This window comes from Curtobacterium sp. PhB25, from assembly GCF_004365375.1.
Lineage (GTDB): Bacteria > Actinomycetota > Actinomycetes > Actinomycetales > Microbacteriaceae > Curtobacterium.
In genome coordinates, this window is record NZ_SODR01000004.1 from 314,929 (window position 1) to 324,623 (window position 9,695).

12 protein-coding genes are annotated in these 9,695 nt (G+C 68.2%); 4 read left to right on the top strand and 8 right to left on the bottom strand.

Going from position 1 to position 9,695, the window contains the following annotated elements; all coding sequences use genetic code 11:
* The first annotated feature begins 5 nt into the window (after positions 1–5).
* Positions 6–1,055 (top strand): methionine synthase, encoded by a 1,050-nt coding sequence (locus EDF51_RS10445; RefSeq protein WP_131847140.1) that lies wholly within the window; start codon positions 6–8, stop codon positions 1,053–1,055.
* Positions 1,056–1,240: 185 nt separating this feature from the next.
* On the opposite strand, the gene EDF51_RS10450 is transcribed toward EDF51_RS10445, so the two are convergent.
* The 7 genes from EDF51_RS10450 to EDF51_RS10480 form a co-directional block, all read right to left on the bottom strand.
* Entirely contained in the window at positions 1,241–1,696 is a 456-nt protein-coding gene (locus EDF51_RS10450; protein ID WP_134194803.1) for a DUF1648 domain-containing protein, read from the bottom strand.
* Positions 1,684–2,574, bottom strand: a complete 891-nt coding sequence (locus EDF51_RS10455; protein ID WP_134194805.1) for a serine hydrolase domain-containing protein — start codon at positions 2,572–2,574, stop codon at positions 1,684–1,686. The genes EDF51_RS10450 and EDF51_RS10455 overlap by 13 nt, the downstream gene beginning before the upstream one ends.
* Positions 2,513–3,484 (bottom strand): HTTM domain-containing protein, encoded by a 972-nt coding sequence (locus EDF51_RS10460; RefSeq protein WP_159572674.1) that lies wholly within the window; start codon positions 3,482–3,484, stop codon positions 2,513–2,515. The genes EDF51_RS10455 and EDF51_RS10460 overlap by 62 nt, the downstream gene beginning before the upstream one ends.
* Entirely contained in the window at positions 3,481–4,080 is a 600-nt protein-coding gene (locus EDF51_RS10465; RefSeq protein ID WP_131847149.1) for a DUF5819 family protein, read from the bottom strand. Before EDF51_RS10465 ends, EDF51_RS10460 begins: the two co-directional genes overlap by 4 nt.
* Positions 4,081–4,131: 51 nt before the next feature.
* Complete coding sequence (locus EDF51_RS10470; protein WP_123341225.1) at positions 4,132–4,464, bottom strand: hypothetical protein; 333 nt, start codon at positions 4,462–4,464, stop codon at positions 4,132–4,134.
* Between the two features lie 473 nt (positions 4,465–4,937).
* The gene (locus tag EDF51_RS10475; protein ID WP_123341226.1) at positions 4,938–5,435 is read right to left on the bottom strand and encodes a hypothetical protein; all 498 of its coding nucleotides are present in this window, start codon (positions 5,433–5,435) and stop codon (positions 4,938–4,940) included.
* 46 nt (positions 5,436–5,481) lie between these two features.
* Entirely contained in the window at positions 5,482–5,853 is a 372-nt protein-coding gene (locus EDF51_RS10480; protein ID WP_123341227.1) for a hypothetical protein, read from the bottom strand.
* 170 nt (positions 5,854–6,023) lie between these two features.
* On the opposite strand from EDF51_RS10480, the gene EDF51_RS10485 reads away from it, so the two are divergent.
* From EDF51_RS10485 to EDF51_RS10495, 3 genes are all read left to right on the top strand, one after another.
* Positions 6,024–6,449, top strand: a complete 426-nt coding sequence (locus tag EDF51_RS10485; protein ID WP_123341228.1) for a hypothetical protein — start codon at positions 6,024–6,026, stop codon at positions 6,447–6,449.
* Positions 6,450–6,865: 416 nt separating this feature from the next.
* Complete coding sequence (locus EDF51_RS10490; protein WP_123341229.1) at positions 6,866–8,101, top strand: acyl-CoA dehydrogenase family protein; 1,236 nt, start codon at positions 6,866–6,868, stop codon at positions 8,099–8,101.
* 224 nt (positions 8,102–8,325) lie between these two features.
* Positions 8,326–9,213, top strand: a complete 888-nt coding sequence (locus EDF51_RS10495) for a carboxypeptidase-like regulatory domain-containing protein (RefSeq protein ID WP_159572678.1) — start codon at positions 8,326–8,328, stop codon at positions 9,211–9,213.
* Here the strand turns inward: EDF51_RS10495 and EDF51_RS10500 are convergent.
* On the bottom strand, positions 9,159–9,683 hold the full coding sequence (locus EDF51_RS10500; RefSeq protein ID WP_123341231.1) for a hypothetical protein: 525 nt from the start codon (positions 9,681–9,683) through the stop codon (positions 9,159–9,161). The two genes, EDF51_RS10495 and EDF51_RS10500, sit on opposite strands and share 55 nt — an antisense overlap.
* Positions 9,684–9,695: the final 12 nt, after the last annotated feature.

Genomic DNA, 9,695 nt, shown 5'->3' on the forward strand with positions numbered 1-9,695 from the left:
CCCGCATGACGTCCCTCCTCCCCACCTCGATCGTCGGCAGCCTGCCGAAGCCGTCCTGGCTCGCCGAGCCCGAGAAGCTCTGGTCCCCCTGGCTGCTCGAAGGAGCAGCACTGACCGAGGGCAAGCAGGACGCCCTCCGGTCCGCCGTCCACGAGCAGGAGCACCGCGGCATCGACATCGTCAGCGACGGTGAGCAGACCCGCCAGCACTTCGTCACGACGTTCATCGAGCACCTCGACGGTGTCGACCTGGACCGCAAGGAGACCGTCCGCATCCGTGACCGGTACGACGCGGCCGTCCCGACCGTCGTCGGCGCCGTGAGCCGCCGGGCGCCCGTGTTCGTGGACGACGCTCGCTTCCTGCGCGCCCAGACCGACCGTCCGATCAAGTGGGCGCTCCCCGGCCCGATGACCATGATCGACACGCTCTCCGACCAGCACTACAAGAGCCGCGAGAAGCTGGCGTGGGAGTTCGCCACGATCCTCAACCAAGAGGCACGCGAACTGCAGGACGCCGGCGTCGACATCATCCAGTTCGACGAGCCCGCCTTCACCGTCTTCCACGACGAGGTGCAGGACTGGGGCGTGGCCGCGCTCGAGCGCGCAACCGAGGGCCTGCGCGCCGAGACCGCCGTGCACATCTGTTACGGCTACGGCATCGAGGCGAACAACAAGTGGAAGGAGACCCTCGGGGCCGAGTGGCGGCAGTACGAGCAATCGTTCCCGCTCCTGCAGCAGTCATCCATCGACATCGTCTCGCTGGAGTGCATCCACTCCCACGTGCCGCTCGAGCTCGTCGAGCTGATCCGTGGGAAGAAGGTCATGCTCGGCGCCATCGACGTCGCGACCGAGACCGTGGAGACCCCGGAGGAGGTCGCCGAGGTCCTGCGTCGGGCGCTCGAGTTCGTCGAGGCCGACAAGCTCATCCCGAGCTCGAACTGCGGGATGGCTCCGCTTGCGCGTGGGGCCGCGCTGGACAAGCTCGGTGCGCTGTCCGCTGGGGCGGACATCGTGCGGGCTGAGCTCGTCGGCGCGGCCGTCCCTTCAGGACGCTAGGCGCTGTCAGCCGCACGGCGGCTCTCTTCCAGAAGGAGGAGAGCCGCCGTTCGTGTCGCGCCCGCCTCGTGCGCGGCTCTCGATCCGGTCGGGAGGCGCGGCTGCGGTCTGTCCGACAGGTCGCGTTGGTACTGCCCTCGCCTTTTACTGCCCCTCGACCCGGTCGCTGTCCCAACGACCCGCTTTCAGTCCCTCGCGGCGGAGAGCAGCCAGTACGGAACAACGGCCCACGCGGGTGCCGCCGCGAGAAGCCACCAAGCCGTCGCGCTCAACGCCGAAGACGCCAATCCCACGATGATCAGCCAACTCATCGCGAGCGCCGCGACGAACCCTGCGGTGACCGCACATGAGATGCGACCTCTGCGCCGGTCTCGAACGAAGGCGGACCCGACCGCCGCCACGAGGAACAGCGCCTGTATCGCCGCGAGCAGGATCGCGGTTCCCAACGGTGTTCCGTACCCGCTCGGGCTGCCGTCGGGGCCGAACGACGTCGCGATCCGTTCGGGTAGCCGATCCCACCAGGCGCTGGTGAGCGCAACCTCGACGACGACGGGGAACGCAGCTGCGATGGCTGCGAAAAGCCCCTCGCGCGTGCGCCGACCGCGGGCGCTGGGCCTCGGTGCAATCATCAGCCGTTGCATGTCTCCCGCACTTCCCGCTCGATGAGCGCCGTGGCGATCGTGTCGGCCGCATGCGGAGCCTTCGCGAGCGTGTGGACCACGGCGGTGACTCCTGCCGCGTTGGCGATGACCGCTCCGGCCGCTCGCACCTCGCCGTTGATCCAAGTCGATGCCCCTTCCCGCTGCCAGCTCACCGTGCGGGAGTGCCCTGCTCCGGACTCGAGCGCCCAATCGGCGTAGCGACAGAGGTCGTCGAACGTGGACCAAACGCCGCCTGCCGCCGCAAACGACGACTCCCCGAGCGCCCACGGCTTGATCGCACGACCGAAGAGCTTTGGCACCACCCGGTCTGCTGGAGCTGGAACGAGTGCCGCAGAGCTGATCCCAGCCAGCTCGAGGACGTGCTGGCGCACAGCGGCGAACCAGTCGCCGTGCACCTCGTCGAGCACTGCGCCCAGGAGCGCGTACCCCAGGTTCGAGTACTCGAACTGCCCTCGGGGCGTGACCGGCTCCGCGACTGCATGTTCCAGGGGAACGCCGACGGCCTCTCGGTACGGGTCGCCGAACAGTAGGTCGCGCATCGCGGCCGGAAGCCGTGGCAAACCCGAGGTGTGGTGCACGAGGTCAGCAACGGTCATGTCGGCGTCGGGCACACCGGGGAGGTAGTACGCGACCGGCCGCTCGACCTCGAGTGTGAGCCAAGCCGTCGTGCCCACGAGTCCCTTCGTGATGCTCCCCCACTCCAGCATCGAGGCAGTGGCGTAGGGCCCACGGGGCTCGCGGACGGTTCGCCAGCCGTCAGCTGTGCGAAGACTCGCACGCCAGAGCCCGGAGCTCTCAAGCGGATTCCGCACCAGGTGTCCCTCCTTGAAAGCGGGTCGAGATGCGGGCCAATGCACCGTTCCACAACGACCGAGCTCGGCGGTGAAGACTCACGACGTGGGCATTCACGAAGAGGAGGTCGTACGCGGCCATCACGATGGCGAACGACGTCAGACCCATGAGCAAGGCAATCGCCAGGTGGAATGTGAGCATTGCCGTGACAGCCACAGGCCTCCCCGCGCGGAAGAAGACGAGCACGGGGAAGAACACTGACGTCAGGACAGTGGCGTAGGCGCTGATGACCATCAGCCAGTCCGACTGCACGAGCAACGGCGTGAGCTCTGGGAGAAAGAACTCTGGGACGTTGAGGATGTAGTACAGCGCAGTGCCGTCTTGCCAGAGTTCACCTTGCACCTTGTACAACCCGGCCATGAGATAGACGACAGTCACCTGGGTCACCAGGAGCAGGAGCCCCGTGTTGTTGAGGACGGACGCGATCGGGCCCCCCTCCGGCCTTCGCCGTCCTTTGAGGATGGTGAAGGCCGAATAGCACCTGGTCAGCAAGAGGAAGAGCACTGCTGTCGCGGCTAGGGCGTCACCACCGTCCATGAAAGCCGGGTTCGCCATGTAGAGCGACCAGAGGAGCACGTAGTGGGCCGCGAGGACCGGACGGCCACCCACACCGAGCGTGACAAGCAACGCGACCACCAGGCCGATGTGGAAGATGACCTCGAAGAACACCGCCGAATCCGACGCGGCGTAGAGGCTCCAGGTCCCGATACCGGCCGTGTAATCGCGGATGCCTTCGAGCCCGTAGACACCGTCCGGGCCAAAGAACTCAAGTCGCCCTGCGTACTGCCGGATGTAGAACGCCGTCGACACCACCCCGACGACCGCCCTAAGCAGGCTCAGGGCGGTCGTCGCACGAGGCGCATCCACCATCCAGTCGGCAACGACGCTGACTCGGGAACCGAGCGCGCGGATCACAAGGGAATCCATTCGGAGTCCGTGATGCGAGGCTCTGCGCGTGCTGACCCTTCATCGCGCTTCGACCACGGCGCGAGCGACTGGACGACGTATCGGAGTTGCACAGCGGACGGCCCGTCAGCAACGCCGAGTGCCGATGGGCACGGGATCTGTAGCGCCGCGTAGCGAGCCAGAACCCGCTCCGCCCGTCGCTGCGCGCCGACGTCGGAGGGCGCAAGGTCCTCCTTGCCCCTGGCCTCAAGCCGCTTGCTGATGTCGTCTTGCGCAAAGCGCTCGACGAGCGCATTGCTGACGATCCGGCTCTCGCGATCCGGGAAGAACCTCGACGATTGGGTCCGCGCGATGGCGGACGACGAGATGTCGGTCCAATGCGTCACCTCGTTTTGGCACCGGACGCGAGCAACCACACCGCGCTCATCACTGATGGGATCCGGCGCGAAGAGCTGCCAGTTCTGAGAGAGGTGCGGATTCAGCAGGGACACCACCGGGCCAACATCGAACTTGATCGGCGTGACCGGACCAGCCAGCACGAGTGCGCACGCGCCGAACGTTCCGGCGACTGCCACTCCCGCAGCTGCGAGCAAGGTCTTGTGCATAGTTCTCCCGGAGGGAGGGACCCGCCCACTGGGACGGGCCCCTCCTACTCGTCAGCGATCGAAGTAGGCGGACTCGAGCTGTGCCGAGGGCTGCGGTGTGTCCGCGGCGAAACCGAGGATGCTCGCGAGACGCGCGACGTTCCCCGCCGCCTGCGGTGCGCTGGCCGCCTTGAACCCTGCTGCCAGAGCCTTCGCGACGCCGACCACCCCGCGCTGCTCTGGCTCAGAGGTCATCGACGGGGCCCCCTGGTTCGCGACGACCTCTGCCATCGCACTCGACTTTTCATAGGACGCCTGAGCAGCCTGCGCCGGCGTAGCGAGCAGGAGCGTGCTGCCGACCAGGATGGCTGCGGCCGAACCCGCGAGCTTCGTTTTGAACTTCATCTTCGAACTCCAATCTGTTGTGTGGAGTACCTGTGTACCAGTTTCGGACCAAGCGATCTAGCTTGCGGGTGCGATGCCATCTGGGCACATTCGGTCAACGTTCCGAAGGGAAGGCCGCCGGGGTCCACATCTTCTAGCTCGACAAGCCCGCCTTCACCGTCTTCCACGACGAGGTTCAGGACTCGGGCGTGGCACCGCTGGCACGGAGACGGCGCTCGGGAAGCTCGGCGCAGGCCCGCGGATACGGACATCGTGCCGGGCGAGCTCGCCAGCGTCGCCGTGCCGGTATCGCGCGAGCGGCCCGGCCGCACAGGACGGCTCGCCTCGGCAACAGGGCGGGCTGCCCTTCGTGTCGCGTCCGGCAGGCGATCAGGTCTCGGTCCGCCCCGGAGGCACGGCTCGGCTCCGGCGGGCAGATCGCGTCGGCGGGGACTCACCCATCGCCTGCCTGACCGTCGGTCAGCCCGAGTTCGTCATTCCTGGCTGTCGAGGCTCATTTTGTCGAAGTCCCCCGCGATGCACTGCGAGCTGCCGTCGATCGTGTACCCGCGGGGATCCGCACGGAAGTCGGAGGAGCTCACCGGACCACCCCTGCCCCGGACGCCGAGGATCGGGTCCTCGCCGCCGGTCTGGTACCGCTCGGTCGTGACCCCGAGCTCCTTCCAGTGCTGTTCCACCGCCTTGACGTCGGCCTTTGGATCAGCGCTGGCAGCGCGGACCTTGGCGTAGACGTACTGGACGCCGCCGGTCCCGAGGCCGAGTCCGCACTTCCCCAGCCGTGGACCGTCGTTGGGTTCCCAACCGTCACCGACAACGTCCGTCGAACCCTCGACGAACGTGACGATCGACTGCTTCGCCCGCTCCGGGGTCTTCCCGAGCCCGGAGCTGCAGCCGGCGAGGACGGCGACCGCGAGCAGTACCGCTCCTACAGACGGGAGGACGATGACGGCTTTCCGTCGAGGTACTTTCATCTGGGAACTCCACTCAGATTGCGCTGTGTCTGCGACGTTCGCACAATCATCTCGTGAGCCGTTCGGGCTGGCCGGTCGTGGCATAGCCCACGTTCTGGAGCGACTGCGTGTCCTCGTCGAGGTAACCGCCGCCGTACCAGGTATGGACTCCATGGTCGTGGACGGGGTTGAGACCCGATGCTCCGTCGGAGCCGAAACTCGTGGCACCAAATCCTGGGGCGGTCGGATCCTGCTTGTGATCCGAACTGAAGTCCCGGCCGACTGCGGCCCATTCGTCGCCGCCCCAGTGTTCGATGAGCGGCTTGGCCACCTCTGCTTGCCCCGCGTCCACCGCATCCGCGTCGATTTCGTCCGCCCCATGGATGCTGTCCGGTATCCCCGCCGATGCCGTTCGTGTCGCGTCCGCCGCGTGCGCCACTCTCGATCCGGCCTGGAGGCACGGCCGCGGTTGCGCCGACGAGGCACGTTGGCACCGGGGTGCCGACCACGACAGTGTGTCTCTCCGTCACCATCGGCGCACGGGTCCTGACCGCCGGCCTGGAGGACGGCGTCTGCGAAGCGTCAGACTCGAGGGCGTTGACTACGTTCATGATCACCAAGGGCGTCATCCACCAGGTCGAGAGTGCGACTGTCCGGGATCGCAACGGCGTGTCAGTCGGCAAGGTCGTGCAGGTGTTCCCCTCCGACGAGGACGGCAGTGCGGCCTACGTCTGTGTCGCAACCGGACTGCTCGGGCGTCACCAGGCGCTCGTCCCCGCCGACGACGCCACGTTCGACGGCACGGACGTGCACGTCGGGTACACGAAGGACGCGATCAAGGGCGCTCCGTCCCTCGGAGCAGGACGCACCTTGTCCCTCGCCGAGGCGAACGCCGTCCGTAAACACTTCGGGCGGTCCCCCACCGGCGCTGCGACCGGAGACATGGGCGACCCACGCGAGAACCTCGACCAGGCCGGGACAGGTCTTGCGGGCGCGGACGACACCGAAGGCGCAGGGACGACCCCGCCGGCCTGAACGTCACCGGAGTGAACGACGCCGAGACCACGGCTTTCGCCCACACCAAGCAAGGCAGCGGCCGGTCCTCTGGCGGGTGCGTGCTCCCTCGTTGATGCGCGCTGCTCTGAGCGTCGCCGACGCGGGTTTCTCGGAAGAGCATGCCCGTCTTCGTCCGACGAGCTCCGCGGCCATCGCACACGCGCAGCACTGCGAAGGCGCTGCTGCGAAGCCCCACCTCGTCGCTGCGCAGTCACGTGTCATGGGAAGTGACCCCCCGACACACATCGACACAACCCTTCTCGCGGGCGTTCGGCGATGCCACAGTCTCGCCATTGCGCACATCTGGTCGGGCTGTCCGCCCACACCAGACGAATCGACACCACACGGCGCCACACCACGCGACAGGCAGCAACCCAGACCACGAAGGAGTCCTCGTGACCATCAGCAACCAGACCGCCGACCGCACGATCGACGAGGGCGCCGACGACGAGCTCCTCGCCCGTTTCCGTCCGATCATCGACCGCATCGCTGCCGGCGCGTCCGAGCGCGAACGCGACCACCGCCTCCCGTTCGAGGAGATCCGCGAACTCGCCGCCGCAGGATTCGGCGCCGTCCGCGTCCCCGTCGCCCACGGCGGAGCCGGGGCGACCCTGCCCCAGCTGTTCCGCCTGCTGACCGAACTCGCCACCGCTGACAGCAACATCCCCCAGGCGCTCCGCGGTCACTTCGCGCTGGTGGAAGACCGGCTGGTCGCACGGACCGGGGAACGCGAGGGGTGGCTGGACCGCTTCGGCCGCGGTGAGATCGCCGGCAACTCGTGGACAGAAGTCGGGTCAGTGCAGGTCGGCGACGTGATCACGAAGGTGACCCCGCAGCAGGACGGGACGTTCCGGATCACCGGGCAGAAGTACTACTCGACCGGCAGCATCTTCGCCGACTGGATCGACACCTACGCCGAACGGACGGACACCGGCGAGCGGGTCATCGCGATCGTCGACGCGCACCAGCCCGGGGTCACTCACACCGACGACTGGGACGGGTTCGGGCAGCGCACCACCGGCTCCGGCACCAGCACCTTCGACGACGCCGTCGTGCAGGCCGACGCGGTGATCCCCTTCGACGAGCGGTTCAAGTACCAGACGGCGTTCTACCAGGGCGTGCTGTTGAGCGTCCTCGCCGGGTCCGTCCTCGCAGGCGAACGGGAGATCGCGCGCGAGGTCCGCAACCGCACCCGCGTCTTCTCACACGGCAACGCCGACACGTTCGCGTCCGACCCGCAGATCCTGCAGGTCGTCGGCGAAGTGTCGGCGGCCGGGTTCGCCGCCACCGCCATCGTCGACCGGGCCGCCGCAGCCCTGCAGGGTGCGTACGAGGGAGCCGGGCTCGACACCGCCGAGGACGAGCGCCGCAACGGCCGCGCCGAACTCGCGACCGCGCAGGCGCAGGTGGCGCTGACCACCCTGGCGACGACGGCGACCTCGCACCTGTTCGACGCGCTCGCGGCGTCCGGGGTGAGCACGACGAAGAACCTCGACCGGCACTGGCGGAACGCTCGCACCGCCGGCAGCCACAACCCGTGGGTGTTCAAGGCACGGATCATCGGTGACCACTCGGTCAACGGTGCCGAACCGCCCCGCGTCTGGGCGATCGGTGCGACCCGCACCTCGTGACGCCCGTCGAAGCCGGGACGGCTTCCGCGTGACCGCTGCTGCGACGTGCCTGCCCCGCCGCCCGGCCGCCGTGCGCGTACAGTCCCTGGCAACGCACGGCTGGCCGACCATCGGGGAACGCGATGCGACTGATCACGGGGACGACACTGGCCGTTGCGCTGGCAGCAGGCGCGCTGATCGGCCTCGCGCCACCAGCGACTGCGGCCGGATCCGGAACGATCACCGTGCAGCTCGCAACGCCGGACGGCACCGCGATCCGGCTGGCGGACGTCGAACTCGCAGCGATCGGCACCGACGTCGTCGTCGGGAACGCCACGACCGACGATGACGGCGCCGCGACGTTCACCGGCATCCCCGCACCGGACACCGTCACGGTGACGACGCAGCAACTCCCGCCGCACGGAACCGAGACCTACGCCCCCGGAATCCGCTCGGGCATCGCGGTCCGCGGCGGTTCGACAGTCGCGGTCACCGTGCCGCTCGTGATCGGTGCCACCGTGCAGGGCGGCGTGGTCGGCCCCACGGGACCCGCCGCCGACCGCCTGATGTACGCCTGGAACGAGGACACCTCGCAGGTGTTCACAACAACCTCGGACAGCACAGGCCAGTACCGGTTCGTCGGGTTGAGCACCGGGAAGTACCGCATCGAGGCGTACGCCAGCGGAACGGCGTCGCCCGCCGTCTGGAAGACCCGGGTGTACCAGCAGCGAGGAACGCTCCCGGCTTCCCAAGTCACGTTGTCACGGCACTACGCACACAGCGACTACGACCTTGTCGTCTACGCGGCTTCGGCGTCCCGCACCCCGTCGGCGCAGCTGAGCGGCGCGACCGTCACGGTGACGAACGCGACGACCGGTGCGTCGTTCTCGACCCGGTTCTCGACGCTGCTCGACAGCGAGCAGACCGCGCAGTTCCAGATCCCCTCCGGGCAGTACGTGGTGGAACTCCGGACCGTGGCGACGACCGCAACGACCGCGCAGACGATGTGGCTCGGCCGTCCGGGAGGCGTGTACCGGTACGTGGCAGACCGGGCGCAAGCCGTCCCGGTGAAGGTCGTTTACGGCGGGTTCAACGGTTGGGGTGGCGCGGTACCGGAGACGGTGTCGCGCTGAGTGGTCGGGCGCAGTTGACTGCGCGACTGCACGCGATCACGTGAGAAACGACGGACGGGAGGCGCGGCGCCAGCTGGCACCGCCTCGCTGTACACGCCGAGCGAGTACTGCCCGTTCGGCCGGACGCTCCAGGTCACCCCGGCCCGGACCTCGTGGTCCGTCCCGACCTTCGCGCTGCGCGACCGCCATCCTTCTTCATCGAAGTAGCGCTGCCTCAGTTCGAGGTTCTGCTCCGCGCCGGTCGCGCCGTCCGGTGCCTCGCCGAACGCGGCGTCGCCGGCCGGCAGCGGGCGGACGTCTCCACCGTTCCAGTACCAGGCGCCGTCCGAGATCTGCTGCTGCGCGGCGGCGAGGACCGCCTGCCCGTGCTCGTACCGCTCGCCGGCCGAGTCAAACTCGTCCTTCAACGACAGATTCGCGACCTGTGCCTGCGTCTTGCCGGCCGCGTCTCGCGTGTCCTCTCCGGTCACCGTCGTCTCCTC